Genomic DNA, 23,226 nt, shown 5'->3' with positions numbered 1-23,226 from the left:
GACCCGACATGCCGACTCTCAATGACATCCTGATCCTGCTGCCGGAGTTCTATTTGGTGGGGGCCGCGTGCGTGCTATTGCTCGCTGACGCCTTCTTGAGGCCGGCGCAGCGTCCCTGGCTGCACTGGATCTCGATCGCGGTGCTGCTGATGGCGATCTACCTGGTGATCGCCGGCCAGCCGCCGCAGGCGGTGACCGCGTTCGGCGGCATGTTCGTGCGCGACGACGTGGCCGAGATCCTCAAGGTGTTCGCGCTGGGCACCACCGCCATGGTGTTCGTCTACGCGCGCCCGTACCTGATCGACCGCAAGCTGCTCGGCGGCGAGTTCTATACGCTGATGATCTTCGCGGTGATCGGCATCATGCTGCTGGTTTCGGCCGGCAACCTGGTGACCGTGTACCTGGGGCTGGAGCTGCTGTCGCTGTCGTCGTACGCGCTGGTCGCGCTGAACCGCGATGCGAAGCTGCCGCCGGAGGCGGCGATCAAGTACTTCGTGCTGGGTGCGCTGGCCTCGGGCATGCTGCTGTACGGCATGTCGATGGTCTACGGCGCCTCCGGCATGGGCGGCACGCCGTCCCTGGACCTGGCGCAGCTGCACGGCGTGATGAGCTACACCACGGCGCCCACCCTGCTGCTGTTCGGCCTGATCTTCATGATCGTGGGCATCGGCTTCAAGCTGGGCGCCGCGCCGTTCCACATGTGGATCCCCGACGTCTACCAGGGTGCGCCCACCCCGGTCACCACCTTCATCGCCTCGGGTTCGAAGCTGGCGGCGTTCGGCATGGCCTATCGCCTGCTCGATGCCGGCATGGGCGACCTGTCGCAGCACTGGCAGCTGATGCTGGCCGTGCTGGCGGTGGCTTCGCTGGCGATCGGCAACCTGGTCGCGATCGTGCAGACCAACCTCAAGCGCATGCTGGCGTATTCGACCATCTCGCACATGGGCTACCTGCTGCTCGGCCTTTCCGCCGCCGGCCCGGAAGGCTATGCCGCCGCGATGTTCTACGCGATCTGCTACGCGCTCATGGGCGTGGCCGCGTTCGGCGTGATGCTGGCGCTGACCCGGGCGGGTTTCGAGTGCGAGGAAATCGCCGACCTGAAAGGGCTCAACCAGAAGTCGCCGTGGATGGCGTTCCTGATGCTGCTGGCGATGTTCTCGCTGGCCGGCGTGCCGCCGCTGTTCGGCTTCTGGGCCAAGGTGCTGGTGCTGGAGGCGGCGATCCATGCGGACATGCTGTGGCTGGCCATCGTCGGCATCGTGTTCGCCATCGTCGGCCTGTACTACTACCTGTACGTGGTCAAGGTGATGTATTTCGACAAGCCGGTCGAGGGCAGCGTGCTGCAGGCGCAGCCGGACCGGCCGTTGCGCGTGGTGCTGTCGCTGAACGCCTTGTCGCTCCTGGTGCTGGGCCTGTACTGGGGCCCGCTGCTGGGCTGGTGCCGGCGCGCGTTCGGGTTGTGAGTCGCTGCCTGGCGCCGAACGCCTTCGATTGAGACTTGCAAGAAACCGGCCACCTGGGTAAACTCTTCGGACTCTGATGCGGGGTGGAGCAGTCTGGCAGCTCGTCGGGCTCATAACCCGAAGGTCGCAGGTTCGAATCCTGCCCCCGCTACCAGCTTTAGCTGACAATCTGAACCGGCGATCTCTGCGAAGAGTTCGCCGTTTTCGTTTCTGACCATCACGCTTTCCCCCAGCAGCTCGCGCAAGGCGTTGCGTGCTTCGGGAAGGTTCCTCGCGTGGTCGGCCAGCCTGGATACCATCCCCCGCCATGCTTCACGCGCCCTCGGCAGGATCTGCGATGGCTGAAACGACTGCAGAGCCGCCAGCTCCGCGTGTGCCGCCGCCACCATACGCTCCGCCTCGATCAGCTCAGCTTTCGTGCTGGCAGTGATGATGCCGGCGCGCAGGGCGGCGAGGATGTTCCCTTGTACGCGCTCCGCGTCGACCACTCGACGGCGGGCTGCTTCCGGATCCGGCATGGCACGTTTCAGTTCGGCGGTGACGCCACGCTGGAAGCGCTGGAATGCCGCCTCGCTCAGCAGGCTTTCGCGAATGCCGGCCAGGAGAGCGGTCTCGGCGATCGCGCGCGACACCCGGACGCGGGATGGGCAGGCGGCTTGCCCGCGATCCTTGTGCGTGCTGCAGCCGTAGCGGTAGCGGTCCACGATCACCATCGGGCCGCCGCAATGACCACAGCGCAGGATGCCGCTCAGCAGGTGTCGCGGCGGCCGGCCCGGGCCTGCGCCCTTGGTGGCGTCCGCGCGTTGCGGCTGGGCCTGTTTCACGCGGTCCTGCGCTGCTTGCCATAGTGCCGGCGTGATGATGGCCAGCTCCGGGTGCTCCGTGGTGATCCATTCGGATGGCGGCCGGTTCTTGCGCACGCGCCTTCCGGTGTCCGGATGCTTGATCCACTGGCTGCGGTTCCACACCTGTCGGCCCGCATAGATCGGGTTGGCCAGGATGCCGATCCCGCGCTTCACGTCGCCGTAGATGGCCGACATCGCCCATGTGCGCGCGCGTGCCGGCGGTATGCCGTCGCGGTTCAAGCCGTCGGCGATGGTGCGCGGGCTGTTGCCGGCCAAGTATTCGGCGAAGATCCGCCGCACGATGACCGCCTGGCTCTCGTCGATGGCGCGCTGGCCGATCTCCGTCACGCGGTAGCCGTAGGGCAGGCCGCCCGCGCTGGCGCCCGCGAGAGCGCGTCCGGTGAGGCCGCGATGTGTCTTGTCGGCGAGGTCGGTGAGGTAAAGCTCCGACATCAGCCCGCGCAGGCCTACATCGAGCTTGTGACCCTTGCGGCTGGTGTCCACGCCATCGCTGACGCCGAGCAGGCGCACGCCTTGAAAGCTCAGCTGCTTGATCGCCTGCGCGACGTTGATGCTGTCGCGGCTCAGGCGGGACAGGTCGTCGACCAGGATCACGTCATAGCGTGTCGCGTCGGTGAGCAGGCGCAGATAGCCGGCGCGGTCGTTCCGTGCGCCACTGGTGGCGGCGTCGGTGTATTCCGTCGGCGCTGGCCAGCCCTGGCGCTCGCAGTACTGCCGGCAGTTTCGCAGCTGGTCGTCCAGGCTGGCGTCGCGCTGGGAGTCGGAGCTGTATCGGGCGTATGCAGCGGTTCGCATCGGGCGGAGCCTAAGCCGCCTTGTGCACTGGCAGCAATGGGACGTGATCCGAGCGCTCGGCTGCGGAAGCGCGCTGCGCTGCGGCCTGAGCTGTCAGATAATCCGCTGCAGCCTGACGCGCGAGGGCGTCGATCAGGCGGGCGATGGTCGGGTGAAGTACCGGATCGCTCATGCTGCTGTCGCCTCCGCGTACGCTTTCTGGATATGGTTCATTTGCGGCTACCTAGCGGGAGCGCATGCAGCCGCAGACTGCCATCGCTGCTCAGTGTCACCACGACCGCGTGCTTGAGCAGCCTCGCGGTATGCACGGCTGAACGTGCGCCTTCCGGAATCGTCAAGGTCGCAATGTTGGCGCCACCCGGATAGGTATCGGACCACGCGTTCCGGCGGCGGTCTTCAATCGATTCCAGTTCGATCACGCGCCGCTTGAGTTCGCGGGCTTCGCGCTGTGAGATTGCCTTTCGAGTCGTCATGCAACTTTCCTCAGTGCTTCGAATATGTGCATCGCGCCCAGGCGCGGCACGGCGTTGCCGAGCAGCTTCATGGCGTCGGCATGCCTCGACGGCAGCACGTAGTCGTCCGGAACCGTCATCGCTCGCCGCGCCTCCGTGATCGACAGCATGCGCATCCGGTCGCCGTCGATGACGGCCCAGCGGTCAACCGTTGGGATCGTGCCAATGGGACGGCGCAAACTGCGACCGGTCAGGCCGGATCCATTGCTGTAGTACGGCGCAATGAATCGCTCGCCGTGCTCGCGGCGACCGCACTCGATGCGAGCGATCGTGTTCGGCGAGCGCCCAGGCTTGCGGATCGGCGACCATTTGCCGGCGTCGAAATCGACGATCCGAGCCGCCGGGATGTGCGGGAACTTCGGCAGTTGAAGTTCGATCGGGTACTTCGACCGGGACAGCACGATGATGACGCGCTCCCGGTTCTGCGGCACGTCCAAGTCGGCGAAGTCGACCAGATGTGGCGAGATGGCATACCCGAGAGCAGTGACGGCGTGGCACCACGCGGGGAACAGCACCCAGCGCGTGAAGGCGGCCACGTTCTCCACCACGCCGTAGCTCGGCCGGTGGCATTCCAGCGCCGACACCACCGCCCAGGCCGTCGCGCGATCCGCGTCGTGGTGCGGGCGGTCTTTGCCGCGGGCCGGCGTGTGACCCGTACAGGCTGGCGAGGCAATCAGCAGGTCGTGCGCGGGAACCTGCGTCCAGTCGGCTTGATGCAGATCCTGGCACTTCGGTTCGATGGCATGATTCGCGGCGTAGCAGTCGACAGCTACCTGCCAATGGTTCGCAGCCCATACGACGGTGATCCCCGCATCCTCGGCGCCGCGGCTGAACAGGCCGGAGCCGGCGAACAGGTCGATGGCGCGCATCACGCCGCCTCCCGTGTCGCCACCGGACCCAGGTGCACAAACCCAAATCGCCGTTCCCTAACTTCACTCCGACACGCACGGCAGCGATCGAACCGGAGCCGGCCGTACTGCATCGGGAAGAACTCCGACGTCGCCGGGAGCCACGCATCGGGGCCGTAGCCGTTGCGGGCGCAGCTGGCGCACTTTGCATATTCGCCGTCGGGGCGGGATTGGAAGGTGGTCATGCGACGCCCACGAACAGTTGGGATTGGCGGCCTTCGCGGTCCAGCCATTCACAGGCTGCCCGATAGAAGTTCTTTTTGATCTCGAATCCGTACCCGGAACGCTGACTACGCCGGGCCGCAATGACGGTTGAACCGCTGCCGCAACACGGGTCGATGACCACTTCGCCGGGATCGGTGAATAGGGCAATCAACTGCTGAAGCAATGCGACCGGCTTCTGTGTTGGGTGAACCTTGCTGTCAGATTCTCTCGGCCACGGCATGGCGTTAAACACCATCTTTCCGTGGTTGTTGAACTTCGGGAGTTTGTCGCGGTAGAACAGCACGGCATATTCACAATTGCCGACAACCCGCATGTTTGCCTTCAGCACCTGGGGCGAAAAGTTCTTGTAGAACACCAGCGGGATGTGACCTTTGAACCCGTATTCCTGGGCAAGCTGGATCAATCCGAATTGCTGCTGGTGGGCGCAGAACACGATCATGCATGGCGCCTTGCCGGTTTCTTTCGGCTCCTTTACCAGCAGCGTCGAGCAGAAATGCATGAACTCGTTGATGTTGAAATTGGCATCCGTGTCGAAGAACTGCGCGCCGGCCAGCTTGCTTTGCCCGTTCTTGATTTCGCCACCGACGTACCAGTTTGGATTGGAGCCGTAGGCGTTCTTACCGACGTTGTACGGAATGTCCGCGATGACCAGTTGAGCCTTCGGCACCCCGTACCGGCGGTAGTTCTGGAAATGGTCGTGGAAGATTTCCTGCTTGCAGCGGCGAATCGGGCGCTCCATCACACAACCCCCATCAGTGCCAGATCGACCTCGTCGACCTGGTCGCGCAGCGCATGCCGCGCGCGGTTGATTTCAGTAGCGATCGCAGCGCGCGACCACTCGGTGCGCGGCACGATCTGTTTGCAGTGCAGGGCGCCGCGCTGGTCTCGCCGGAAGAGACGCCACGTCACCAGTCCTTCGGTCGAGACCGAGCGCCCCCAGCTGAAGCCGGCGGTCTTCTTCGGGGCGCGGGGCTGGTGGTGGCGCATTAGCCCGCCTTCTCCTGTAGCGCGGCGGCGAGCTTGTCGCGCAGCGCGTGCAATTTTTGGCTGCCCGAGAGGTTGATTGGCAATCCCCATGTTTCAGGCGTCAAGTCCGCAATCACCTCCCGCACCTTCTCCACATCCACCGACTGCGCGGGCTGGGTGAGGTGGGCGAGGTGGGCGAGGTGGGCGTCGATGGCGCGAATAACGGAATCAGCTTCCGAATGGGACAGAGTTACCGGCATGCCTAAATTGGAGTCTCGGAAAGCGACTCGGACTAGAGTACGCACCTGTTCCAGCGTCATCGTCATGCCGACTCTCCCGGCGATGGGGCGGCGACGAGCATGTTGAAATTTTCCAGCTGTCCAACGGCGTCACGCATGGCCTGCCGATAGAGGGTACTGAAATCCTCATCGTCACGTGAACGACGAAGCATGTTTATCGCCTCATCCGGCACTGCGCGAGGCTGGGTGGCTAGGCAGTCGGCGGCATCCTCAATCGCGTAAGCGAGCCTGTGGTTCTTGCGTGGACCGTCGCAATCGAAATTGTCCGTATGCAGCGTGGCCGCCTGCTCTCGCATCCACGCGATCACTTCCGCCTCACCCTGCGCCGCTGGCTCGGCGGGGGGCGCGTTGTATCGCGAATCTTCGAGCATCGCCGCAACCTGCCGTTGCAGGAACTCTTCGGTGATAGTCTCGCCCTCGCACTTGTCGATCAGCCACGATGGGAAGTTGTCCCAGCTAAATCCTTCCACCTGCGCCGCCTGTGCTGTCGGGTTCGGCCACTCATCCATTAGGCATTCAGCAAGAATCTCGATTTCTTCCATACCCGGCTTGATGGTGCCGCCCTCTCCGGGGGATAGCACATCGACAAGGGGGAGGCCGTCACCTTCTTCATCAACTGTCCGACTACAGCGATAGTCCATCAGAGCCTTGATTAGAAACGCCCGCAGCGCATCGTCCGAAAACTCCTGTGCTGGCGGGTGGGCGAATAGCGGGACATTGTGAAACTCGCTTGGCTTACGCATTGCGAGAAAGCCGTCATTCACTTGTTTGAAGTGGTGGACGTTTGCATAAGCCACCGGAACCGCCACCTCGTCCGCCTCGATGCGCTCGGCGTAGGCGCGGAGCATGCCCGCTGCATCGTCAATCTCAGACAGCAGCGCCGTGCCAGCGCGCAACGTGCGGGCCATCGCCTCAAGCTGCCCGACCGAGTACTCAGCCATCACGCCACCGCCGCAATCGGGTTCATCGCGAAGTACACCTCGGCGCAGGCCAGGGCATCGAACAGGGCGCTGTGCGCGTCCTCGCCGAGATCCTTGCCGGTGTGGTACTTGTAGGCCTCCACCAGCTTCGGCCACTTGACGCCGCGGGCCTTCGCGTCGGCCTTCATCGTGCAGTACTTCGGCGCGGCCTTGAACGCGTCAGCGATCGCGTCGCGTTCCTCCTGCGTCAGTCGATCCCAGCCGTGCGCGCCGTGGCCGTACCGCTTGATTGCGATCCGCACGATGCGCTGGTCGAAGTCTTCGTTGTGCGCGACGCGCAATTCCGCTCGCCGGTGCAACGCCAGGAGGTCGCGCAGCACCTCATGCTCCGGCCGGCCCTCGTCCATCGCGCGCTCGGTGGTAATGCCGTGGATTGCGGCGACGTCGTCGGGGATGACCCAACCATCTGGCCGCACGATCGAGTGCAGCTGCTCGACCAGCTCGCCGGTCGTGTCGTCGTACAGCAGCACAGCCAGCTCGACGATGTGCGGTTGGTGCGGCATTTCGCTCGGCTGCTTGTAGTCGGGCAGACCGCTGGTCTCGGTGTCGAAGATGAGGATGTTCACGCCGCCATCTCCGCCTGCTCGGGCTCCTCATCGCCCGGCGGCGTCAGGGTCATCTCGACGGTCTCCTGGATCAGGCGATCGAGCTTTCCGGACACCATCCATTCGAGCGGCGCGGGGATCGAGAGCGTGAAACTGATACGCACGCTGCCGCCGTCGAGGGCTTCGAACACCAGCTTCGACAGCTTCAGCTTCGCGAGGCTGATTTCGTCCTTGAGCTTGATGCCCGACGAGAACGACGCCGAGTAGCCCGGCCAGTCCTCGTCCCACACCTGCGGCTTCACATGCGGCAGGCGGCGTGCGGTCAGGCCGTCGGTGACCTCGATCGCCAGTTCGCCCTGCACGGTCTCGTCAGCATCGGGCTTGCGGTACAGCAGCGCACGCAGCGCCGGATCGAAGCTGTCGAGGATGCTGTTGTGCTGCGTCGTCTCGCACGTCAGGGTGCCGGCGAGGACACGCAGTTCGCCGTTCAGCTCCTTGCGCGCCGTATAGTTGTTGATCTTCACTGGGTGATTGGTGAGGCTGAACATGCGGGCTCTGCTCCAATGGGAAGGGATAGCCGATTACGTCGGCGAGGCGTGTTGGGATGGGTTAGTGGAAGCTGACGGCACCGTTGTCGGCTGCCATCTCGAAAGCTCGTCGCCAGTCGGCGTAGCGATCGCGGAATCGCTCGTCGGGGTGGGCGTCCGCCTTGGCCTGGTACTCGGCGAAGTCCTTGGCGAGCTTTGCGGCAACCGATGCGCCGATGACGCCTTCGTTGTCGGCGAAATTGATCAGCTCCGAGAAAGGCCCTGTCTCGCCGTTCCAGAACCCGACACATCGGCTTTCGGTCGTGACTCCACACTGCACGTATTCGCCGATCGGATACCCGGCAAGCTCGGCGAGCTGTTCGCGCCATTGGTTGTAGCCGCGATACGATCCGGCGCGGAAGTCGAAGGAGTCCGATGGGACGTAGGCCACTGACTCATCGATGTCGTCAGCGCGGCCCGGGAAATCGCCGTTCCGATAGAGGCGAACGGCATCCATCTGCAGCGGCTCGCCGTCGGCATCGAACCCTTGCATCGGTGCGGGTTCGAGCTTGCGATAGGCGGTGATGTCGAGTCCCATGTCATGCCTCCTGGAACTTGCCGGCGACGACCTTGCCGAGGTCGATCAGCGACTGCTGTTCCTTCGCGGGGAGCGTGCGCACCAGGTCGAGTGCCTCGTCGAGCTTGTCCTTGCTCGCCGCGTTGGCGATCGCGTCGTGGACTTCCTGCACGGTGAATGCGGGTGCGTCACCGCCAGGCCGGTCGCCTTCGGGCTGCTCGTCCGCTGCGCCGGTCAGTTCCTGCTCGATCTGCCGCAGTGTGCCGGGCGTGCGCGAGGCTTGCGTTACCGTAACGCCACGAACGGCCGCAATGTCTTCGGCCTCCTCGTCGGTATGGATGCCCATGCTCACTTCCGGCGCATAGACACGGGACCAAAAGCCGGCGGCGCGATACATGAACATAAGCTCCGGCATGGTCTTCCACTTGCTGCCGTTCTTGCTTAGCCATCCTTCCGCCTTGACCATCGCCCAGGTGATCCACGGGCCGAACCGGCGCTCACCAGTGCCCTTGTCGTCGGCATAGGCGCGCACCTTGTATCCGGCGTCTTCCGGCTCCGTTCCGACAGTCTCGAAGCACATGGAGTGGAAGCGGCCGCAGGAATTCACCGTGGCGATCAGGAACGACGACGACCACGAAGGACGGCCCTGCACGACATGCAGGTTCTGCATCACCATCAGCTCATTCGCGCCGATGCGGTTCGCGATCTCCATCGCGATCAGGACGTTCGCGACGTTATCGCGATAGGCTTGCGGGACGAGTGTCGATTGCGCGTAGGCGGACGCCTTGCGCTGCGCCAGTGCGAAGGCGCCGCCATCGGCTTGGTCGCCGGGCTTGATCTGTACCACTGCAGTGCTGTTTTCCATGCGGGTTTCCTCGGGTTAATCGTTCATTGCCCAGCGCGGTAGCGCGAGGCGGTGGATGGTCGGCTCGTAGCCGGGCCAGGTGTCGGTTTGCAGGCACTGGTTGAGCTTCGCCATGTCGCGGTCGCGCAACTCCATCCCGCGTGCCTCGGCGTCGGCGTCGATGCAGTGCACGTTGACGGCGTAGGGCGGAGTCTTCTCGACAGCAGCGAAAAGGAAGGCGCGCAGCTCCTGGCCGAGCGTCTGGAACGCACTGGCGTAGTGCGCGTGCTGCACGTGGTAGCGGTACTTCACGATGCTGCGGACAAACTCGCCTTCGCTGGCGTCGTCGGTGGACTTCAGGTCGATCACCAGCCCACGCGCGGCGACGCGGTAATCCATGCGTGCCTTGCAGAGCAGGCCGTGTTCCGGATCGGTCCAGATCGCAGTGGATTCGGCGACACCGCCGAGGAACAGCTTGCCGGCGATCGGGTGCGCCATCACGGCATCGCGCATGGCCTGCAGGCGCTCCCAGTCCTCGGCACTGACCGGCGTGACGCCGCGGTGCATGGATAGCCAATCGTCGCGCCGCTCCTTTCCGGCCTTCGTGCGCAGATCGCCGAACTCCGGCTGCCGCGCCCACTCGCGCGCGAACAGGTCCGGTTCCAGCACCAGGGCATGCAGGGCGCGACCAAAGAGCAGGGCCGGCGTCTCGTGCTGCTCGGTGGCGGCAAGCCACGCGCGGTAGTGCTTCGGCGTCTTGGCCAACTGGGTGAGGGCGCCGCAGTTGACGACGCCCAGCTCCTTGCGGTGGTAGACCTCGGCCGGGATGCCTTCGTGGATGCCGGGGGCGTAGTCGGTGATGCTCAGGGGGGCAAGCTGGGCGTTCATGCATCCACCCGATCGTAGGTGGCTGCGAAGATGTCAGGCTTGCAGGGGTAGTGTTCACCCTGCACGCCAGTGATGATCCAGTCGCCAATGGTCACCTCCATGCGACCCTCCGGCGTTGCAACGTAAAAGTGAGCACTCCAAACCTTTCGAGTCGGCGGGTGCGATGTGCACGCCCCAGCCCGCACCCCTTTCGGCAGTGGCTCCTTGTCGAATATGTGAGCGTCCCGCAGTTCTTCCGTGAACTGGACGGCGTCGATCACGACGGGCTTCTTGCGGAACTTCATGCCCGCGCTGCCCGCTTCGTGCGCGCCGGCTTGGCCGCGGCGGCATCGTTGGCCAGTGCCACACGGACGTCGTTAATCAACTGATTGACGCGATCGAACTCCGGTTCGTCCCGGTCGCAGTAATCGACGAGCGCTTCAGCCGCTTGACGCAGCCCAAGGTTCGCCAGCCGGTCGGCCTCGGCCTTCGCTGCCGCCGCTTCTCGCTCCTTCGCCAGCGCCACAGCCTCGCGCGCCAGAAGCTCCTGCTGTGCGTCCAAGCGCTCGCGCTCGGCCTGCAAGACGGCTTCATCCTGCTCGCGCTGGATACGATCCGCCTCGGCCTGCTCGGCGCGGATGCGCTCCTGTTCCTCGCGCTCGACCCGGGCGATCTCATCCAGCCGCGCCTGCTCGGCGGCACGCGCCGCGGCTTCCTCGGCTGCCACCCGGTCGCGCTCCACCTGCGCCAGCCGTTCCTGCTCGACCCGCTTCGCTTCCTCGGCCTCGTCGATCAGCCGCTGCTGCTCGGCCATCTTCACGCGCATGGCTTCCATCTCGGCGTCGCGCTCGGCCTGCCGCTTCTTCTCCGCGTCGGCCTCCTGCTGCGTCACCAGTAGCTGCTCCACGCGCGCGATCGCCGCGGTGAGGGCATCCGTAGCCGTGAGGTAGTCGGCGCCCAGCTCGGCCTCGTCCAGCACGGTCTCGCGCAACCTGGCCAGCTGGCCGCCGATGATCACGGACGGCTTTCCGACCAGCGAGCCGGGGACGTCGCGGATGGCCTGGATCTTCTTCTGGATCGCCTCGACGCGCAGGCGTTCGGCTTCGAACTTTTCCAGGCGTGCCGTTTCCGCGCGCGCCTCCTCGGCCTTGATCTGCACGTCGATCGGCTCTTCCAGCGCGACCAGCTCGGCGGTGATCCGCTTGGCCTCGGCGTCGATCAGCCGGCAGCGTTCCAGCGCCGGCGCCTTGATCTCGACGCGCTTCTTTTCCAGCCCGGTGCGCAGGCCGCGCAGCTCGGCGCGGGCTTCCTTCGCCAGCTTCATCTGCTTCGGCACGGTGACGTCGTACACGACGCCGGCGTGACGCTGGCGCAGGTCGGCCAGAGCTGCAGCGGTTTCGGTGTACTCCGCGATCGGCGTCAGGTTGCTGCCGGCGTCCTTCATTTCCACTTGTGCGTTCATCGAATTCTCCGCGCGGATGCCGCCGCGCACGGTGTTGGAATGGGGTCAGGCGAATGCGCTGTACTTGTGTTCGTCGCCGCGGTCGTCGCCGATGGGGTTATCGAATCCGTACTTCACCGCTGTCGCCTTGAAGAGCGGAAGCCCGTACTGCGCGTAATCAGTGAAGGATTCCAGCCCCTCTTCCAGAATCCAGTTCCACATCTGGACAACCTCATACATGAGCGACGACGAAATGCCGCGCTGGTTAAGCGCTTTTTCGAACCCGAATGCGACATCCTTCGCGAGCTGCGCAAGCACGGCCTCACGGGTCAGCGGTTTGTGTTCGTGCGTGCCGATGTATTCGGGTTTGAGGGTGATGCCGAAGTCACCGAGCTGATTCTCGGGAATGAAGTCCATCAGCCGGTTGAGGTCGCGGCCGTCGAGGGTGTTCGACTTGTACTGCGATGCGATCTGCTCCAAGGTCTTCATGTGTGCTTCCTTGCCGGCGCGATGACCGGCTCTGTTGAAAGATGGGTCAGTCGGACGCTTTCGCGTCCTTCGGGAGGGTGTTCGGGCGACCGTTGAGCGCCACCAGCACCGCGCGGCCGTCAACCAGCCGCACCTTCGGCTGTGCGGCGCCGGCGTTCTCGCGGGCTTGGATCTCGGCGGCGTAACGCTGCGAGTACGCAGCCATGCGCTCGGCGGCGGTCGGCGGCGTGCAGCCCGTCCAGCGCGGGCGCGGGGCGAACAACGAGGCACGGGTGCGGTTGAGGATGCTCATGCGGCTTCCGCCTTCGCAGCGTTCGCCTCGCCCTCCGGAAGCGGCGTGCTGGTGTCGATTCGCGAACGTGCCACCTCAATCAGCAAGTGGTACTCGCGACCGATCTTGGAGTCCTTTCCGTGGCGCGCATCAACTGCCGCCAGGAACTCCGCCTCCGTGCCAGCAAAACAGCCACGGTTAACCCAGAGTCCCGCCTTGGCGCGGCAAACGGTCAAGGTCCCTTGCTCGCTGCCGACGCGGGACGCCCAGAAGATGGACGCGTCGCCGGAGACCCACGCGTCGCCGGAGACCCACGCGTCGCCGGAGACCCGCGCGTCGCCGGAGACCTGCGCGTTGCCGAAGACCCGCGCGTCGCCGGAGACCCACGCGTTGCCGGAGACCCGCGCGTCGCCGGAGACCCACGCGTTGCCGGAGACCCGCGCGTTGCCGAAGACCCGCGCGTTGCCGAAGACCCACGCGTCGCCGTCCTGGCTGATGTTGGTTTCCTTCTCGACATATCCGCCCAACTCGCCCTTGCTCACGCCGCCGAACGCCACGCAGGCGCGGATGCGGAACAGCTTGCGGCCGAATATTTCGATGGCGCTCTCGGCGACCAACTCGAACTTCTTGCTCATGCGCTTACTCCTTGCTCGATAAGGTCGCCACGCGCAGCGGTATCAGCAGGCGAGGGGGTCACCTGTCCACTGCGCGCAGTGGTTGAAAGGGGATCGCCAGCCACGGCACGATCCAGGGGACTGAAATCTCCGGCAGCGTCTCGCGACGGGCCTGCCGTGGCTGGCGTTGAAGAGTTGCGCGCGTGGAAGCGAGCGGCGCGGGCCTGCTCTTCCTCGCTGCGTTTGATGCGGAGGGCTTCGACCAGGGCGACGGAGACACGCTGTTCCGGCGTCCAGTCGGGGTGGTCCATGTAGTCGCAGAAGCTGCTCATGACTTGGCCTCGCGGGCGGCGCGCTTGCTGCGCTGCCATTTGAGGTACATGCGCTCGCTCATGCCCCACGTTGTCGCGTGTTCCTTGGACCCGCTTTTTGCGTGCACGATGACGGGCTCGCCCTTCATTGCGACCATGCGAAGGATCTCGTAGCCGCCTTTGACGGCGACGCGCCGGAACCCCTGCGTTTCGCAGTACGCGGCGAACTCGTCGATCTTCGACAGGTGCAACTGGCAACGGCTGCGGAATACGGCGTTCAAGCGACCTCCCTCCACGCCTGCACCGCCTGCCGTGCCGCCAGCTCGCAACCGACCGCCGCCTCGATCAGGCGCAGCTGCCAGCGCGGCGTCGCGCAGACCTGGCGCAGCCACGCATACGCGCCGGGGTCACGCCGGCGACGCTGCCGGGCATGGCGCAGCCGCAGCAGGGGGTCGCGGTAGCCGTCGGTGATGCAGCCCTCGCCGCAGCACAGCGAGCAGGTGGACGACGTGCACAGCTCCGGCTGCCAGTGGTCGCGGTCGATGATGCCAGCGCCGTAGCAGCGCGGGCAGGTGGCGAGGCCGGATCCATCGGGGTGGCAGGGTAGGCCGCGGTCGGCGCGGCTCGGGTAGCTGTCGCGGACTCGGCGGCGCTGGATGTTCCAGCTGGCGCGGTTCATGACGCGCTCCGGATGTTGGCGAGGGCGGCGGCTCGACGTTCGCGGGCGGCCTTCAGCCTGTCGGCAGACCTCGGATGAACGGAAGCGTCCCACTCGGCGCAAGCCGCGTCGTATTCCTTGTCCGCCTCGATCAGCTCGGCCACGCCGGATCGGACGGCTTTGACGTTTTCAGAGCGCTCGTCATCCCCGCGACCTTCGGATGAGCGATACAGCCAGTCGGCAGCCTCATCCAGCACCGCCAGCACATCCACCGGCCCGCTCATGACAACCACCCGCACTGCACGGCCGCCAGCACCATCCCGACGATCAGCAGCAGCGTCCAGAGCGACGAGCCCACAGCCACAAGCCACAGCGGCGCCGGTGGCGGCACTTCCTCGTAGTCCGCGCAGCCTGCAGCGTCGTTCTGGCGGATGCGGTCCAGCAGGGCATCGACCTGCAGATCGGCGCGGATACGCTCGAAGCGGGCACGCTCGGCTTGCAGCTCGCGCTGCTGCATGCGGTAGAGCAGGATGGCGCGCTGCTGGGCGAGGGTCGCGCCGATGTGGGGCGTGGGGCGGGCGTTCATGCGGCACCGCCAATGGTGGCGAGGGAAGCGTCCGTGAGCGTCCAGTACTTCTCGGCCGTATCAGCGGCGTTCTTGTTCCATGCTCGGCAATGTTCCGCGCCAGTTCCGACGCACGTAACGATGCCGTCGCGCTCCGCGCGCTCAAGTGCAGCCAGGACTGTTTGTGTTGACGGGTTGCGATACAGCCTGCCGCCGCGATAGCGCGCACGGTTCGCCACAAGCCCTGTTCCGAATGGCCGGTTCCAGCTCGGAACAAATTCCTTGCCGTTCATGACGAAGCTGGTCATCACCGCCAGGACGTTCACCGGAGCGCTCATGCGGACACCGCCCGGGCGAACTGGTCGCCGGTCTGCTGCATCGTCCGCCACATGCTCGCCGCGGCGGACTTCGCCGTTTCAGCGGATGCATACAGCCCGGTGCGGGCGACGCAGTTCTGGGTGGCGAGGTCGATGACCTGGCCGATGAAGTCGAGGCCCTGGCGCTCAGCGATGAAGGTGACGTCCATGGTCAGCCCTCCCGCGCGGCTTCAGCCGCGTCCGCGCCTTCGATCAGCGCGCAGGCGATCGTGCGGGCTTGGTCGGGGGTGAGCACCAGATCACTGGCCTGCACCGCGTCGTTGTACGTGCCCAGAATGACGGTGCTGGCGGTCGCCTTGACGTCGGCGTGCAGCTCGTCGCGGATCTGGATCGGGCCGGATGCCCAGAGGATGTCCATGTGTCTCTCCCGTGCCGTGGTGGCGTGGGATAAGCATCACATAACGTGTTTTGTCATGTCAACACATTTCGTGATGTTTTTTTACGAGGCATGAAAAAGCCCGCCGGAGCGGGCTTGGTGCGGGGTGAGGCACAGTGCTATTTGCTGACGTGCTTGCCTTGGGGTGATGGGCGTTCGGCGCGTCGCTCCCGGATGGCCTTGCCCAAGAATGACGTCACGATTGCGACCACAGTAGACCCGCCGAGAATCGACGCCGCAGTGAATGCCTGGAGATACGCCAGCCCGAGTGTCGTGATCAAGCAGATGGCCAAGGCCAGGAAGGCGGTGCGGCGCTTGCTGATGTTGTCCCGCTCCGAGGTTTCCAGGAGCTGCTGGCGGAACCTTTGATCGTTGCGAGCGACTTCGTGAGCCATTTCCTGCTGGCGTTCGGTCAGGGCAAAGATGCGTTCCGCTGCGCCAGGCAACACCTGCTCAAACGCCTCCAAGTGCTTCGGATGCGGCAGTTGGCCTTCGTAGAATTCTTGCTCGGCAATGATTCTTTGCTCGGTAACGCGAGCTTGATTAGCGACGCGAGCCTGCTGAGGCATGGCCCTGCTGTTGGCGATTTGCTGCTTTTTGTTTCGCTGTCGTTTGTTCATGCTCGAAGGTCTCCATGACCAACCGCATGTGATCGCCGACAGCAGCAAAGTGATCGCCCACTGTTTTCTGCTCGATCTTCGGGAAGTCGAGCGTATCCAGACGCTGGGTGCCGCCTAGATCTAGCAGGGACGACCATGCGTCCGAAAGCTTGATGCGTGGCAGATAATCTTTCATGTTCATAAACGTACACCTTCCGCCGTGACGGGAACGTTGCGGGCTTAGATGCTTGAAAGGAATCTTCGTTCAATTCCACCCCCGTGTCACTCTTTCGTTAACTCAAAGGCAAATGCACCACATCATCCGCGGGCTGCCCGCCTTCTTGTTTCCATCGGCCCCAGGGCGAAGATTGCTGGGCGTTGTGCTGCCGGCTTTTTGACGGCTGTCGGTTCCTTGACGATCCTCAGCTTAGGCGTTGCGCTTTCGACTGGGCCGAATTCCTTCTGTAACAGCGCCAGCAGGCGCCGCATCTTGACTTCCTCGTTCATTCCCGCTCGCCCCCTGTGGCGATAAGTCTGCGTGACGGATGACCAGATTGAAGATCTCAGGTTCGTCATAAGCATCGGACATGCCAACCCAAAGCTCATACGCCCTGACAAACTCCTCAGCCTTATCCGCAAGGCTGTAGCCGCCATCGCTCTTGTATCTTTCCGACAACGCGGTGGCGACACGGCGAACTATCAGAGGGTCGAGTCGCACGGGTTGCGAATGGCTTGGAGCCTCACCGAACAGCTCGCCAACCTGGACGCCAAGGGCTCGGGCGATGGTGGGGATTTCGTCGAGTTCGGGCTCTCGAAGGCCGGATTCATAGTTGCCGACCCTACTTTGCCCTGACCACCCGCAGGCGAGAGCAAGCCCCTCCTGGCTGAGTTTGGCCGCCTTGCGGAGGCGCTTTAAGTTGGCTGCGAATTTCATGGCGCTATTGATTCACGAGCCGTGATGGCCGTCTAACACGATTGGTGTTGACTCAAACAACACAAACCGTGATGATCGGCACCTATGAACCCACTCAACAAAGCAATCGACCACGCCGGAGGCGTCACCGCACTGGCTGAGAAACTTGGCGTTCGCCAATCCGTCGTCAGCAACTGGCGGACGAGGGGCGACGATCCTCGCGCCCCGGCCGAGCGCTGCATTGCCATTGAGCAGGCGACCGACGGCGCGGTCACGCGTTATGAGCTGCGCCCCGATGTGTTCGGCGAGGCGCCACCCAAGCCCGACGGGCAGGGCACCAAGCCCTCGAAGCAAGAGGCGGCGTAGACCGTGCGTCAGCTCGCCTTCGGCTTCTCCGACTACTCCGCCAACCACTCGGCGAACGTCGGCTCGTCCATCTCCTCGGCTTCCAGGATCCACTCCAACAGCTCGTCCGGTGTCGGTTTGTCGGGCATGCGCGGGGGTCTCGGTTTCTTGAATGGTCATGGCAAAAAAATTTGCCCGACCCGGCTGATAACGGCTGATAACACATCGTATCGGGGATTCTCATGCAGCAACTGAGCCTCAGTCTGGAGCCCGGCCTGGCCCAGCGTTACCGCGACATGCGCGAATGTTTCGCCGCCTGCGTCTACCAGCGCGGGCTGGGCCGGGTGGCGGCAGCGTGCGATGTGGCGCCATCCAACCTCAGCACCATGCTCAGCGGCGAGCGCAACCTCGATTCGTCGCTGATCGAGAAGTACATGACCGAGTTCGGCGACACCACGCCAGCCCTGTATTGGGCGGCTCGTCACCTGCAGGACTCGGCGACGCTCAGGCAGCAGGCCATTGCCGCCATCCCTGACCTTGTCGCCCAGCTGCAACGGCTGGTGAAGGAGGCTGCGTGAACATTTCCGACCATGGCCATAACGACCCCATCCCGTTCGAGCTATCCGACGTCGACCGCGCCATCGCCGATCAGTGCAAGCACGCCATCGCCCAGCAGCGCTACTACCTCAACACCCAGGAGCGCGTGCGGCGGGAGGCCCGAGTCCGCTACGAACAAGCTGAACACGACTACCACACCCACAACCCGAACTTGGACGGTCAATCATGAGCGACGTTATCGCCTGGTGCGTGTACGACCCGGACACCGACGAGCTCGTGCTGATCTGCCAGAGCCGATCCGAGGCGCGACGCATCGCTGCGGAGTGCAGTGGCCGCGTCGCGGTGATCCGGAGGTCATGGTGATGCGGATGACCTTCAACATCATCGAGCGCGCGATCTGGCTGCGAACCTGGCTGGCGCTGCGGGAGTTTCGGGTGGACGGGCAGGGCGGCGAGAAGGTGCGGCGGTTGGTCCTTGCTGCGCCACACCTCGCCGCAGGAGCCTCCCGGCCATGACCCGCTATTCCGATGCCTGGTTCGAACGACAAGCCGCCCACGCGCGGAAATGCCTCGCCATGGCCGACAAACGCCACACCACGGAAGAGCTGGCCGCCGCGCGCGCTGCGCTGAATATTCCGCCACTCGACCTGCAACCCGAACTTGAATTGAGGCCCGCAGCATGAATCACGAAGGGCTACGACCAGCATCCGACTACCTGGACAGCATGATCCGCGAACAGCAACGCCCGCGCCTTGTGACGATCGACGAAGGTCATTTCGACGTCCACCATCCCGAGCAGTACGGAAATCTCTACAGCATCCCGATCAGCAGCTGCACAGAACGCGACGACATCCTGCGCTGGCTTCGGCAGCTGTCCGAGAAGCCATGGGTGACGCCCTTGGTCATCGAGGACTTCGCCAAGGCGATGATCCGGCACTTCGGGGTCAGGGGCTGAGCATGACTTCCGATGCACGAATCAGCACCAGTCTGCCGGCGCACCCCAAGACGAAGAAGGTCATCCGACGCCTCGGTGATGGTGGCGCCTGGTACACGGTCTGTCTGTTCCTGTGGACGGCAGTCAATCGCTCCGACGGCGACCTGGCCGGACTGTCGACCGAAGACATCGAGCTTTCCGTGGACTGGCGAGGCGAGCCGAACGCCTTCGTCACAGCACTCAAGGACTGCGGCTTCCTTGATGGGGAAGAGGGCGCCTATCGCATCCATGACTGGGCCGAACACAACCCGTGGGCCGCAGGAGCCGAAGCACGCAGCGAGAAGTCGCGATGGGCGGCGGTGTGCAAACAGCACGGACGAAAGCAGGCTGCCCAAATGATGCCGGAGTATGCCAAGCGCATCGGAGAACAGTGCTTGGATGGTGCTACTGGCACTGATAACACTGCCACGGGCACGAATAAATCATCTGCTGGCACTGGCAATGAACTGCCAAGCGCACATCGACGAGTGCCACTGGCAGATTCTGGCACTGCGGGTGGCATGCGGGTGGCAGCAAAAACGAGTGCCCCGTCTCCGTCTCCGTTACCGTCTCCGTCTCCGTTACCGGAAGAGCACGAGAAACCATCGAACCGTTCGAGGGGCACCCGGCTACCCGACGACTGGACCCTAACCGCCGACCGGGTAGCGCTGGCGAAAGACGCCGACCCCCGCGTCGATCCGCGCCGCGAAGCACCGAAGTTCCGGGACTACTGGCTGGCCGCTACCGGAAAGAACGCCGTCAAGGCCAACTGGGACGCCACCTGGCGCAACTGGATTCGCCGGGCAGGTGAGAGCCTGGGAACGGGCGTTGCGCACACCGCGGCCAATGACAGCCCTGCCTCGTCGAGGCCGCTATGAGCCGCCCCAACGAGCCGACCATCCTCGAAATCGAGCGCATCCTGCTGGCGACGATGATGCTCCGCCCCGGTGACTGCTGGCGCGTGAACATCGTGGCGGAACACTTCGCCAGCGAGCAGCACGCCGACATCCTGCGCGCCATCCAGACCCGCTCGCAGGAAGCGAAGCCGATCGACCCGGTCTCGCTCATGGATCACTTCGAGCAGGCCGGGCAGCCGTCCATCGGGCAGCTCGCGCTGGAGATCGGCAACAGCGGCATGCTGACCCCGGTCCCGGAACCGTACGCGCACCGAATCAGCACCGCCTGGCGTCAGCGCAAGGCGCGCGACATCGGCATGGAGCTACTGAAGTCCACCGACGAAGCGGCCGTCGATCAGGCCATCGCCTCGCTGATGAACCTGCACGCCGTCGAGCAGAACCACGAGTGGGACGCCAAGCAGGCGACGAACGCCGCGTTCCAGGAGCTGACCACGATCCACGAGAGCGGCGGCAAGCTCCCCGGCGTCACGACCGGCCTGGTCGACGTGGACGAGAAGCTCGGCGGTCTTCACCGCGGCGACATGATCGTCATCGGCGGTCGAGCAGCCATGGGCAAGACCTCGTTCCTGCTCGGCATGGCCCGCGCCGCCGCGAAGGATGGCTATCCTGTCGGCATCATCTCGGGCGAGCAGCCCGTCAAGCAGATGGCCCTGCGCATGCTGTCCTCGGGGTTGAACATCGACTCGAAGAAATTCCGGAACGCGCAGTTCAAGGACTTCGAATGGAGCCAGCTCTACGGCGTCGTGGCCACGAATGCCGCGCTACCGATGTGGTTCCTCGACCGCTCCGCGCCCAACATGGCCGAGGTGTCTCGCGTCGCACGCCGCTGGAAGCACAAGCACGGCATCAAGGCGCTGTACGTCGACTACCTGCAGCGGATCGGAGGCGAAGGCGAACGGAAATACGAGCAGGTCAGCTTTGTTGCACGGGGCCTAAAGAACCTCGCTCGCGATCTCGACATCCCTGTGGTGGTGCTGGCTCAGGTGAGTCGCGCCGTCGAGGGTCGATCCAGCCCCATCCCGAAAATGGGCGACTTGTCCGACTCCAGCGAGATCGAGAAGGAGGCCGACCAGGTGCTGATGATCTATCGCGCCGGCTACTACAGCCAGGACGCCGACCAGAACACCGCCCGCGTGATCGTCGAGAAGAACCGCCACGGGCCGACCGGCTACATCGACGTGCATTGGCAGGGATCGACGATGACGTTCGGTGACCTCTCGCGCGAGTACGAGGATTCCCTTGGAGGTATTGCATGAACCAGTTAAGTCAGGCCCAAAACGCCATTCCCGCCAGCATCGCGCCCGCGCGAGTCGTCGCCCCGGTCACGCTGGTGCTGCCGTACCCGATCAGCGCGAACCGCTACTGGGCCAGCAGGATCATCACGCCCAAGGGCTCGCGCCGCCCGATGGCGCTGACCTACGTCACGCCGGAAGCGAAGCAGTACCGCGACGACTGCGCGAAGCTGGCGATCGCTGCAGGTGTTCGTCCGCTGCCTGGCCGCGTCTGCGTCGAGCTGAAGCTCTACCCGCATCGTCCACTCGACTGGGCGAAGCGCGCTCGCAAGGATCCCGACTACTGGGCCGACACCGTGCAGTGCATCGACCTGGGCAACTGCGAGAAGGTGCTCAGCGATGCGCTGAACGGCATCGCCTGGGCGGACGACAAGCAGCACCACCGCATCGTGAAAGATCGCATGGACCCCGACGAACACGGCGCCCGCGTGGTCGTGACGATCTCGCCAATGCAGCGCGAAGCGATCGCGCCGGGGTTGTTCTGATGATCGAGCGCAAGCAACTGTATCGACATAAGCCCGAAGAGGGCCAGATCGGCGACTGTTTTCGTACATCGATCGCATGCCTGTTGGACCTGGAGCCGGCAGCTGTTCCACACTTCGGTGTGTCGGACTTCGACGCAAGTGGGCGCGCCGCCAAGCACTCGCAGACGGCTGAAGCTGAGGCGTGGCTCGCAGAGCGTGGTCTCGCGCAGGTTCACGTCGCGTATGGCGGCGAGCTTGATGACGTCCTCGCTGCGGTGGGCTCACTGAACCCGAAGGCGTACTACCTGCTCGGCGGCCGGTCGCGAACCGGTGTGAATCACGCAGTCATAGGCTGTGGCAATCGAATCGCTTGGGACCCGTCGCTGACTGACGCCGGCATTGTCGGGCCGTGCTCTGACGGGCTCTTCTGGGTCACGTTCATCGTGCCGTCGCTGCTGGTGGCCGCATGACCACCCGCCCACCCCGCGAAACCATCGCGCCCAAGCTCCTGCCGCACCTCGCCGAGCCGATCGACGCCTACACGTTGGCCGAACGCGTCGGCACGACGTTCACGGGCTGCGAGTCGGCACTCAAGGCCATGCACCGCCGCGGGCTGGTGCGGAAGATCGTCAGGCGGGAGAAGGGCGAGTTTCTGGCGCATCACTGGCAGGTGAAAGCATGATCCGCAACGTCGTTCTGCGTGCGCAGTGGAGTGCTGGATATTCCAGCTTGTACCTCACGCCATCCGTTCGTGTCGGCAGCTGGCGCGACTCGCGCGGCCGCCACTGGTGGCTGGGCTGCTGCTGGTTCAAGTCTGACGTCTGCCTGCGATGGACGAATGCGTGACCAAACCGTACTCGCGCCCAGAGCGCTCCGCCGAGTTCGCCATCGCGCGCCGGCACCTGGCAGAGGTCTACCGCGATCCGTGCGCGCACTGCACGCATCGCGAGGTCGTGCTGGGCAAGGCGATCTGTCCGACGTTCGGCCGCACCTTCCCGCGCTGCACCAGCACGCCGGGGCTGCAGTTTGAGCCCGATCACAGCACACTCACCAAGGGCAAGCCATGACCACGAACGAACTCTTCGGCAAGGACCGCCCGATGCTGATGGAGCGACTGGGCCGACTGCTCGGGTCGTCCACGTTCACCACGCCAGAATCGGGTGGCGGCACGCCCTTCAGCTCCCGCAAACTGACCGCCGAGGCCGAGATGCTGCTGGCGCTGAAACTGGCGCAGACGCATCCCGGCGACGTCGGCCCATGGCTGGTGTACTCGATCGCTCTGCAGATCGACGACCGCCAGCGCGAGATCGTGCAGTGGCTAGCCGGCAAACTTGAGCGTGGAACCGGCGTACTCGGCAAACGCAATGCCCCGCGACTGCTGATCACCGCGCACGCCGCCTACCAGCTGGCGGTGCACGGCCTGGAGCCGAAGCGACCGAAGACTCGGCCGGCGGACTATCTGGCCCTAGTCAACATCGGTGCCGGCTGGCTCTGGATGAAGTGCGAGAGCGCGATCGACCGGGCCGAGTTTGCGAGCGGGAGGCCGAGGTCCGACTACCACGATTTGCCCGCGGCGAAAGAGGGGACTTGACGTCAAGGGGGTAAATGCCTAGATTTCGCTACAGGCGAAGTTGCCACCAACGCCGAACCATTACCCGAAACCCTGCCCGAAACGGCGGGGTTTTTGCGT

Annotated in this window: 45 protein-coding genes and 1 tRNA gene; 18 read left to right on the top strand and 28 right to left on the bottom strand. The window is 64.5% G+C overall.

Annotated features, from left to right (window positions below):
• Positions 1-8 precede the first annotated feature (8 nt).
• The 4 genes from nuoN to KK131_RS01760 all read left to right on the top strand — a co-directional run bounded on the left by nuoN (position 9) and on the right by KK131_RS01760 (position 2,663).
• The gene (gene nuoN, locus KK131_RS01775) at positions 9-1,463 is read left to right on the top strand and encodes an NADH-quinone oxidoreductase subunit NuoN (protein WP_214554842.1); all 1,455 of its coding nucleotides are present in this window, start codon (positions 9-11) and stop codon (positions 1,461-1,463) included.
• A 77-nt stretch (positions 1,464-1,540) separates the two neighbouring features.
• Positions 1,541-1,617: transfer RNA gene (locus KK131_RS01770), tRNA-Met, on the top strand.
• Positions 1,618-1,927: 310 nt separating this feature from the next.
• Entirely contained in the window at positions 1,928-2,311 is a 384-nt protein-coding gene (locus KK131_RS17595) for a hypothetical protein (protein WP_250887147.1), read from the top strand.
• 181 nt (positions 2,312-2,492) lie between these two features.
• A complete protein-coding gene (locus KK131_RS01760) occupies positions 2,493-2,663 on the top strand; it encodes a hypothetical protein (protein WP_214554840.1) in 171 nt (56 codons plus the stop codon).
• A 471-nt stretch (positions 2,664-3,134) separates the two neighbouring features.
• Here the strand turns inward: KK131_RS01760 and KK131_RS01750 are convergent, their stop codons facing one another.
• From KK131_RS01750 to KK131_RS01615, 28 genes are all read right to left on the bottom strand, one after another.
• Entirely contained in the window at positions 3,135-3,296 is a 162-nt protein-coding gene (locus KK131_RS01750) for a hypothetical protein (protein ID WP_214554838.1), read from the bottom strand.
• Between the two features lie 37 nt (positions 3,297-3,333).
• Positions 3,334-3,597, bottom strand: coding sequence for a hypothetical protein (locus KK131_RS01745; protein WP_214554836.1), 264 nt, complete (start codon positions 3,595-3,597; stop codon positions 3,334-3,336).
• Positions 3,594-4,505 carry a DNA cytosine methyltransferase gene (locus KK131_RS01740; protein ID WP_214554834.1) on the bottom strand — a complete coding sequence of 304 codons (912 nt, stop codon included), beginning with the start codon at positions 4,503-4,505 and terminating at the stop codon, positions 3,594-3,596. Before KK131_RS01740 ends, KK131_RS01745 begins: the two co-directional genes overlap by 4 nt.
• A 220-nt stretch (positions 4,506-4,725) precedes the next feature.
• Entirely contained in the window at positions 4,726-5,508 is a 783-nt protein-coding gene (locus KK131_RS01735; protein WP_214554832.1) for a site-specific DNA-methyltransferase, read from the bottom strand.
• Positions 5,508-5,756, bottom strand: a complete 249-nt coding sequence (locus KK131_RS01730; RefSeq protein ID WP_214554831.1) for a hypothetical protein — start codon at positions 5,754-5,756, stop codon at positions 5,508-5,510. Before KK131_RS01730 ends, KK131_RS01735 begins: the two co-directional genes overlap by 1 nt.
• Complete coding sequence (locus tag KK131_RS01725) at positions 5,756-6,061, bottom strand: hypothetical protein (protein ID WP_214554830.1); 306 nt, start codon at positions 6,059-6,061, stop codon at positions 5,756-5,758. Before KK131_RS01725 ends, KK131_RS01730 begins: the two co-directional genes overlap by 1 nt.
• On the bottom strand, positions 6,058-6,975 hold the full coding sequence (locus KK131_RS01720) for a hypothetical protein (protein WP_214554829.1): 918 nt from the start codon (positions 6,973-6,975) through the stop codon (positions 6,058-6,060). Before KK131_RS01720 ends, KK131_RS01725 begins: the two co-directional genes overlap by 4 nt.
• On the bottom strand, positions 6,975-7,580 hold the full coding sequence (locus tag KK131_RS01715) for a 3'-5' exonuclease (protein WP_214554828.1): 606 nt from the start codon (positions 7,578-7,580) through the stop codon (positions 6,975-6,977). The genes KK131_RS01720 and KK131_RS01715 overlap by 1 nt, the downstream gene beginning before the upstream one ends.
• Positions 7,577-8,107 (bottom strand): hypothetical protein, encoded by a 531-nt coding sequence (locus tag KK131_RS01710; RefSeq protein ID WP_214554827.1) that lies wholly within the window; start codon positions 8,105-8,107, stop codon positions 7,577-7,579. The genes KK131_RS01715 and KK131_RS01710 overlap by 4 nt, the downstream gene beginning before the upstream one ends.
• A 61-nt stretch (positions 8,108-8,168) precedes the next feature.
• Entirely contained in the window at positions 8,169-8,684 is a 516-nt protein-coding gene (locus tag KK131_RS01705; protein WP_214554825.1) for a hypothetical protein, read from the bottom strand.
• A 1-nt stretch (position 8,685) separates the two neighbouring features.
• Entirely contained in the window at positions 8,686-9,528 is an 843-nt protein-coding gene (locus KK131_RS01700; RefSeq protein WP_214554824.1) for a hypothetical protein, read from the bottom strand.
• Between the two features lie 15 nt (positions 9,529-9,543).
• Positions 9,544-10,395 (bottom strand): PD-(D/E)XK nuclease-like domain-containing protein, encoded by an 852-nt coding sequence (locus KK131_RS01695; RefSeq protein WP_214554823.1) that lies wholly within the window; start codon positions 10,393-10,395, stop codon positions 9,544-9,546.
• Positions 10,392-10,679, bottom strand: coding sequence for a hypothetical protein (locus KK131_RS01690; protein WP_214554822.1), 288 nt, complete (start codon positions 10,677-10,679; stop codon positions 10,392-10,394). The genes KK131_RS01695 and KK131_RS01690 overlap by 4 nt, the downstream gene beginning before the upstream one ends.
• On the bottom strand, positions 10,676-11,818 hold the full coding sequence (locus KK131_RS01685; RefSeq protein WP_214554821.1) for a hypothetical protein: 1,143 nt from the start codon (positions 11,816-11,818) through the stop codon (positions 10,676-10,678). The genes KK131_RS01690 and KK131_RS01685 overlap by 4 nt, the downstream gene beginning before the upstream one ends.
• Positions 11,819-11,881: 63 nt before the next feature.
• Positions 11,882-12,304, bottom strand: a complete 423-nt coding sequence (locus KK131_RS01680; protein WP_214554819.1) for a hypothetical protein — start codon at positions 12,302-12,304, stop codon at positions 11,882-11,884.
• A 46-nt stretch (positions 12,305-12,350) separates the two neighbouring features.
• Entirely contained in the window at positions 12,351-12,596 is a 246-nt protein-coding gene (locus tag KK131_RS01675; protein ID WP_214554817.1) for a hypothetical protein, read from the bottom strand.
• Entirely contained in the window at positions 12,593-13,210 is a 618-nt protein-coding gene (locus KK131_RS01670) for a hypothetical protein (RefSeq protein WP_214554816.1), read from the bottom strand. Before KK131_RS01670 ends, KK131_RS01675 begins: the two co-directional genes overlap by 4 nt.
• The gene (locus tag KK131_RS01665) at positions 13,207-13,521 is read right to left on the bottom strand and encodes a hypothetical protein (protein ID WP_214554815.1); all 315 of its coding nucleotides are present in this window, start codon (positions 13,519-13,521) and stop codon (positions 13,207-13,209) included. The genes KK131_RS01670 and KK131_RS01665 overlap by 4 nt, the downstream gene beginning before the upstream one ends.
• Positions 13,518-13,781: a hypothetical protein gene (locus tag KK131_RS01660; RefSeq protein ID WP_214554814.1), complete on the bottom strand. Its 264-nt coding sequence runs from the start codon at positions 13,779-13,781 to the stop codon at positions 13,518-13,520. Before KK131_RS01660 ends, KK131_RS01665 begins: the two co-directional genes overlap by 4 nt.
• Positions 13,778-14,179, bottom strand: coding sequence for a hypothetical protein (locus KK131_RS01655; protein WP_214554813.1), 402 nt, complete (start codon positions 14,177-14,179; stop codon positions 13,778-13,780). The genes KK131_RS01660 and KK131_RS01655 overlap by 4 nt, the downstream gene beginning before the upstream one ends.
• Positions 14,176-14,442, bottom strand: a complete 267-nt coding sequence (locus KK131_RS01650) for a hypothetical protein (RefSeq protein WP_214554812.1) — start codon at positions 14,440-14,442, stop codon at positions 14,176-14,178. The genes KK131_RS01655 and KK131_RS01650 overlap by 4 nt, the downstream gene beginning before the upstream one ends.
• Positions 14,439-14,744, bottom strand: coding sequence for a hypothetical protein (locus tag KK131_RS01645; RefSeq protein WP_214554811.1), 306 nt, complete (start codon positions 14,742-14,744; stop codon positions 14,439-14,441). Before KK131_RS01645 ends, KK131_RS01650 begins: the two co-directional genes overlap by 4 nt.
• Positions 14,741-15,061, bottom strand: a complete 321-nt coding sequence (locus KK131_RS01640) for a hypothetical protein (RefSeq protein ID WP_214554810.1) — start codon at positions 15,059-15,061, stop codon at positions 14,741-14,743. Before KK131_RS01640 ends, KK131_RS01645 begins: the two co-directional genes overlap by 4 nt.
• Positions 15,058-15,249 (bottom strand): hypothetical protein, encoded by a 192-nt coding sequence (locus tag KK131_RS01635; protein ID WP_214554808.1) that lies wholly within the window; start codon positions 15,247-15,249, stop codon positions 15,058-15,060. The genes KK131_RS01640 and KK131_RS01635 overlap by 4 nt, the downstream gene beginning before the upstream one ends.
• Positions 15,250-15,251: 2 nt before the next feature.
• On the bottom strand, positions 15,252-15,458 hold the full coding sequence (locus KK131_RS01630) for a hypothetical protein (protein ID WP_214554806.1): 207 nt from the start codon (positions 15,456-15,458) through the stop codon (positions 15,252-15,254).
• Between the two features lie 137 nt (positions 15,459-15,595).
• A complete protein-coding gene (locus tag KK131_RS01625; RefSeq protein ID WP_214554804.1) occupies positions 15,596-16,096 on the bottom strand; it encodes a DUF2335 domain-containing protein in 501 nt (166 codons plus the stop codon).
• Positions 16,020-16,277, bottom strand: coding sequence for a hypothetical protein (locus KK131_RS01620; RefSeq protein ID WP_214554802.1), 258 nt, complete (start codon positions 16,275-16,277; stop codon positions 16,020-16,022). Before KK131_RS01620 ends, KK131_RS01625 begins: the two co-directional genes overlap by 77 nt.
• A 225-nt stretch (positions 16,278-16,502) precedes the next feature.
• The gene (locus KK131_RS01615) at positions 16,503-17,009 is read right to left on the bottom strand and encodes a helix-turn-helix transcriptional regulator (RefSeq protein ID WP_214554800.1); all 507 of its coding nucleotides are present in this window, start codon (positions 17,007-17,009) and stop codon (positions 16,503-16,505) included.
• Between the two features lie 84 nt (positions 17,010-17,093).
• Between KK131_RS01615 and KK131_RS01610 the strand changes: the two genes are divergently transcribed.
• The 14 genes from KK131_RS01610 to KK131_RS01545 all read left to right on the top strand — a co-directional run bounded on the left by KK131_RS01610 (position 17,094) and on the right by KK131_RS01545 (position 23,127).
• Positions 17,094-17,354, top strand: a complete 261-nt coding sequence (locus KK131_RS01610) for a helix-turn-helix domain-containing protein (RefSeq protein WP_214554799.1) — start codon at positions 17,094-17,096, stop codon at positions 17,352-17,354.
• 221 nt (positions 17,355-17,575) lie between these two features.
• Entirely contained in the window at positions 17,576-17,911 is a 336-nt protein-coding gene (locus tag KK131_RS01605; RefSeq protein WP_068091270.1) for a hypothetical protein, read from the top strand.
• Positions 17,908-18,120, top strand: a complete 213-nt coding sequence (locus KK131_RS01600) for a hypothetical protein (protein WP_214554797.1) — start codon at positions 17,908-17,910, stop codon at positions 18,118-18,120. The genes KK131_RS01605 and KK131_RS01600 overlap by 4 nt, the downstream gene beginning before the upstream one ends.
• Positions 18,117-18,254 carry a hypothetical protein gene (locus KK131_RS01595; RefSeq protein WP_214554795.1) on the top strand — a complete coding sequence of 46 codons (138 nt, stop codon included), beginning with the start codon at positions 18,117-18,119 and terminating at the stop codon, positions 18,252-18,254. The genes KK131_RS01600 and KK131_RS01595 overlap by 4 nt, the downstream gene beginning before the upstream one ends.
• 5 nt (positions 18,255-18,259) lie before the next feature.
• Positions 18,260-18,406 (top strand): hypothetical protein, encoded by a 147-nt coding sequence (locus KK131_RS01590; RefSeq protein ID WP_214554794.1) that lies wholly within the window; start codon positions 18,260-18,262, stop codon positions 18,404-18,406.
• A complete protein-coding gene (locus KK131_RS01585; RefSeq protein ID WP_214554793.1) occupies positions 18,403-18,573 on the top strand; it encodes a hypothetical protein in 171 nt (56 codons plus the stop codon). The genes KK131_RS01590 and KK131_RS01585 overlap by 4 nt, the downstream gene beginning before the upstream one ends.
• Positions 18,570-18,845 (top strand): hypothetical protein, encoded by a 276-nt coding sequence (locus KK131_RS01580; protein WP_214554792.1) that lies wholly within the window; start codon positions 18,570-18,572, stop codon positions 18,843-18,845. The genes KK131_RS01585 and KK131_RS01580 overlap by 4 nt, the downstream gene beginning before the upstream one ends.
• A 2-nt stretch (positions 18,846-18,847) precedes the next feature.
• Positions 18,848-19,741, top strand: a complete 894-nt coding sequence (locus KK131_RS01575) for a hypothetical protein (protein WP_214554791.1) — start codon at positions 18,848-18,850, stop codon at positions 19,739-19,741.
• Positions 19,738-21,036 carry a DnaB-like helicase C-terminal domain-containing protein gene (locus KK131_RS01570; protein ID WP_214554790.1) on the top strand — a complete coding sequence of 433 codons (1,299 nt, stop codon included), beginning with the start codon at positions 19,738-19,740 and terminating at the stop codon, positions 21,034-21,036. The genes KK131_RS01575 and KK131_RS01570 overlap by 4 nt, the downstream gene beginning before the upstream one ends.
• A complete protein-coding gene (locus tag KK131_RS01565; RefSeq protein ID WP_214554789.1) occupies positions 21,033-21,557 on the top strand; it encodes a RusA family crossover junction endodeoxyribonuclease in 525 nt (174 codons plus the stop codon). Before KK131_RS01570 ends, KK131_RS01565 begins: the two co-directional genes overlap by 4 nt.
• On the top strand, positions 21,557-22,006 hold the full coding sequence (locus KK131_RS01560) for a hypothetical protein (protein WP_214554788.1): 450 nt from the start codon (positions 21,557-21,559) through the stop codon (positions 22,004-22,006). The genes KK131_RS01565 and KK131_RS01560 overlap by 1 nt, the downstream gene beginning before the upstream one ends.
• A complete protein-coding gene (locus KK131_RS01555) occupies positions 22,003-22,218 on the top strand; it encodes a hypothetical protein (RefSeq protein WP_214554787.1) in 216 nt (71 codons plus the stop codon). The genes KK131_RS01560 and KK131_RS01555 overlap by 4 nt, the downstream gene beginning before the upstream one ends.
• A 160-nt stretch (positions 22,219-22,378) precedes the next feature.
• Positions 22,379-22,603 carry a hypothetical protein gene (locus KK131_RS01550; protein ID WP_214554785.1) on the top strand — a complete coding sequence of 75 codons (225 nt, stop codon included), beginning with the start codon at positions 22,379-22,381 and terminating at the stop codon, positions 22,601-22,603.
• A complete protein-coding gene (locus KK131_RS01545) occupies positions 22,600-23,127 on the top strand; it encodes a hypothetical protein (protein ID WP_214554783.1) in 528 nt (175 codons plus the stop codon). Before KK131_RS01550 ends, KK131_RS01545 begins: the two co-directional genes overlap by 4 nt.
• Positions 23,128-23,226: the final 99 nt, after the last annotated feature.

Origin of the sequence: Rhodanobacter sp. LX-99, assembly GCF_018599185.1 — a bacterium.
Taxonomy (GTDB): domain Bacteria; phylum Pseudomonadota; class Gammaproteobacteria; order Xanthomonadales; family Rhodanobacteraceae; genus Rhodanobacter.
Note: the sequence above shows the minus strand (reverse complement) of the source record. Positions and strands in the feature narration are given on the sequence as shown.

What these genes read in the sequence shown, in the direction of transcription:
- KK131_RS01680 (WP_214554819.1), bottom strand. Translation starts at nt 12,304, where the DNA reads ATGAAGACCTTGGAGCAGATCGCATCGCAGTACAAGTCGAACACCCTC.
- KK131_RS01560 (WP_214554788.1), top strand. Translation starts at nt 21,557, where the DNA reads ATGATCGAGCGCAAGCAACTGTATCGACATAAGCCCGAAGAGGGCCAG.
- KK131_RS01595 (WP_214554795.1), top strand. Translation starts at nt 18,117, where the DNA reads ATGAGCGACGTTATCGCCTGGTGCGTGTACGACCCGGACACCGACGAG.
- KK131_RS01725 (WP_214554830.1), bottom strand. Translation starts at nt 6,061, where the DNA reads ATGACGATGACGCTGGAACAGGTGCGTACTCTAGTCCGAGTCGCTTTC.
- KK131_RS01705 (WP_214554825.1), bottom strand. Translation starts at nt 8,684, where the DNA reads ATGGGACTCGACATCACCGCCTATCGCAAGCTCGAACCCGCACCGATG.
- KK131_RS01730 (WP_214554831.1), bottom strand. Translation starts at nt 5,756, where the DNA reads ATGCGCCACCACCAGCCCCGCGCCCCGAAGAAGACCGCCGGCTTCAGC.
- KK131_RS01580 (WP_214554792.1), top strand. Translation starts at nt 18,570, where the DNA reads ATGAATCACGAAGGGCTACGACCAGCATCCGACTACCTGGACAGCATG.
- KK131_RS01650 (WP_214554812.1), bottom strand. Translation starts at nt 14,442, where the DNA reads ATGAGCGGGCCGGTGGATGTGCTGGCGGTGCTGGATGAGGCTGCCGAC.
- KK131_RS01575 (WP_214554791.1), top strand. Translation starts at nt 18,848, where the DNA reads ATGACTTCCGATGCACGAATCAGCACCAGTCTGCCGGCGCACCCCAAG.
- KK131_RS01685 (WP_214554821.1), bottom strand. Translation starts at nt 11,818, where the DNA reads ATGAAGGACGCCGGCAGCAACCTGACGCCGATCGCGGAGTACACCGAA.
- KK131_RS01565 (WP_214554789.1), top strand. Translation starts at nt 21,033, where the DNA reads ATGAACCAGTTAAGTCAGGCCCAAAACGCCATTCCCGCCAGCATCGCG.
- KK131_RS01555 (WP_214554787.1), top strand. Translation starts at nt 22,003, where the DNA reads ATGACCACCCGCCCACCCCGCGAAACCATCGCGCCCAAGCTCCTGCCG.
- KK131_RS01760 (WP_214554840.1), top strand. Translation starts at nt 2,493, where the DNA reads ATGGCCGACATCGCCCATGTGCGCGCGCGTGCCGGCGGTATGCCGTCG.
- KK131_RS01690 (WP_214554822.1), bottom strand. Translation starts at nt 10,679, where the DNA reads ATGAAGTTCCGCAAGAAGCCCGTCGTGATCGACGCCGTCCAGTTCACG.
- KK131_RS01610 (WP_214554799.1), top strand. Translation starts at nt 17,094, where the DNA reads ATGAACCCACTCAACAAAGCAATCGACCACGCCGGAGGCGTCACCGCA.
- KK131_RS01670 (WP_214554816.1), bottom strand. Translation starts at nt 13,210, where the DNA reads ATGAGCAAGAAGTTCGAGTTGGTCGCCGAGAGCGCCATCGAAATATTC.
- KK131_RS01710 (WP_214554827.1), bottom strand. Translation starts at nt 8,107, where the DNA reads ATGTTCAGCCTCACCAATCACCCAGTGAAGATCAACAACTATACGGCG.
- KK131_RS01720 (WP_214554829.1), bottom strand. Translation starts at nt 6,975, where the DNA reads ATGGCTGAGTACTCGGTCGGGCAGCTTGAGGCGATGGCCCGCACGTTG.
- KK131_RS01745 (WP_214554836.1), bottom strand. Translation starts at nt 3,597, where the DNA reads ATGACGACTCGAAAGGCAATCTCACAGCGCGAAGCCCGCGAACTCAAG.
- KK131_RS01545 (WP_214554783.1), top strand. Translation starts at nt 22,600, where the DNA reads ATGACCACGAACGAACTCTTCGGCAAGGACCGCCCGATGCTGATGGAG.
- KK131_RS01750 (WP_214554838.1), bottom strand. Translation starts at nt 3,296, where the DNA reads ATGAGCGATCCGGTACTTCACCCGACCATCGCCCGCCTGATCGACGCC.
- KK131_RS01630 (WP_214554806.1), bottom strand. Translation starts at nt 15,458, where the DNA reads ATGGACATCCTCTGGGCATCCGGCCCGATCCAGATCCGCGACGAGCTG.
- KK131_RS01735 (WP_214554832.1), bottom strand. Translation starts at nt 5,508, where the DNA reads ATGGAGCGCCCGATTCGCCGCTGCAAGCAGGAAATCTTCCACGACCAT.
- KK131_RS01635 (WP_214554808.1), bottom strand. Translation starts at nt 15,249, where the DNA reads ATGGACGTCACCTTCATCGCTGAGCGCCAGGGCCTCGACTTCATCGGC.
- KK131_RS01590 (WP_214554794.1), top strand. Translation starts at nt 18,260, where the DNA reads ATGACCTTCAACATCATCGAGCGCGCGATCTGGCTGCGAACCTGGCTG.
- KK131_RS01655 (WP_214554813.1), bottom strand. Translation starts at nt 14,179, where the DNA reads ATGAACCGCGCCAGCTGGAACATCCAGCGCCGCCGAGTCCGCGACAGC.
- KK131_RS01620 (WP_214554802.1), bottom strand. Translation starts at nt 16,277, where the DNA reads ATGAACATGAAAGATTATCTGCCACGCATCAAGCTTTCGGACGCATGG.
- KK131_RS01700 (WP_214554824.1), bottom strand. Translation starts at nt 9,528, where the DNA reads ATGGAAAACAGCACTGCAGTGGTACAGATCAAGCCCGGCGACCAAGCC.
- KK131_RS01675 (WP_214554817.1), bottom strand. Translation starts at nt 12,596, where the DNA reads ATGAGCATCCTCAACCGCACCCGTGCCTCGTTGTTCGCCCCGCGCCCG.
- KK131_RS01570 (WP_214554790.1), top strand. Translation starts at nt 19,738, where the DNA reads ATGAGCCGCCCCAACGAGCCGACCATCCTCGAAATCGAGCGCATCCTG.
- KK131_RS01585 (WP_214554793.1), top strand. Translation starts at nt 18,403, where the DNA reads ATGACCCGCTATTCCGATGCCTGGTTCGAACGACAAGCCGCCCACGCG.
- KK131_RS01665 (WP_214554815.1), bottom strand. Translation starts at nt 13,521, where the DNA reads ATGAGCAGCTTCTGCGACTACATGGACCACCCCGACTGGACGCCGGAA.
- KK131_RS01625 (WP_214554804.1), bottom strand. Translation starts at nt 16,096, where the DNA reads ATGAACAAACGACAGCGAAACAAAAAGCAGCAAATCGCCAACAGCAGG.
- KK131_RS01695 (WP_214554823.1), bottom strand. Translation starts at nt 10,395, where the DNA reads ATGAACGCCCAGCTTGCCCCCCTGAGCATCACCGACTACGCCCCCGGC.
- KK131_RS01615 (WP_214554800.1), bottom strand. Translation starts at nt 17,009, where the DNA reads ATGAAATTCGCAGCCAACTTAAAGCGCCTCCGCAAGGCGGCCAAACTC.
- KK131_RS01605 (WP_068091270.1), top strand. Translation starts at nt 17,576, where the DNA reads ATGCAGCAACTGAGCCTCAGTCTGGAGCCCGGCCTGGCCCAGCGTTAC.
- KK131_RS01740 (WP_214554834.1), bottom strand. Translation starts at nt 4,505, where the DNA reads ATGCGCGCCATCGACCTGTTCGCCGGCTCCGGCCTGTTCAGCCGCGGC.
- KK131_RS01640 (WP_214554810.1), bottom strand. Translation starts at nt 15,061, where the DNA reads ATGAGCGCTCCGGTGAACGTCCTGGCGGTGATGACCAGCTTCGTCATG.
- KK131_RS01645 (WP_214554811.1), bottom strand. Translation starts at nt 14,744, where the DNA reads ATGAACGCCCGCCCCACGCCCCACATCGGCGCGACCCTCGCCCAGCAG.
- nuoN (WP_214554842.1), top strand. Translation starts at nt 9, where the DNA reads ATGCCGACTCTCAATGACATCCTGATCCTGCTGCCGGAGTTCTATTTG.